Source organism: Pseudoalteromonas sp. HM-SA03 (genome assembly GCF_002289345.1).
Classification (GTDB): domain Bacteria; phylum Pseudomonadota; class Gammaproteobacteria; order Enterobacterales; family Alteromonadaceae; genus Pseudoalteromonas.
Genome location: NZ_NSDG01000164.1, coordinates 1 through 305 on the forward strand (window position 1 = coordinate 1; position 305 = coordinate 305).

Sequence of the window (305 nt, forward strand, 5' to 3'; positions counted from 1 at the left end):
GAGCATGAATAAGTTAGTTGAAACCTACTGCGATGTCGATGATTTCTGTCAGTTATTTATCATACACTGGCAACGCATGCTGTTGGAGAACGGAGAAATTAAGCGTCGCAGAGCCTGTCGTTTATCTCCCGCCGAAGAGATGACCATCATTATTCATTTCCACCAGTCACATGACAGAGACTTCAAGAACTACTATCTTCACTATGTTTGCCGCCAGCTCAAGCCCTATTTTCCTGAGCTGTTAAGCTATACGCGGTTTCTTGCAGTAATGCCGAGTGTTGTCGTTCCCATGTGTAGCTATCTCA

Annotated in this window: 1 pseudogene; it reads left to right on the plus strand. The window is 44.6% G+C overall.

Going from position 1 to position 305, the window contains the following annotated elements:
• Positions 1 to 305: pseudogene (locus CKO50_RS23145) on the plus strand (IS982 family transposase); the annotation flags it as partial.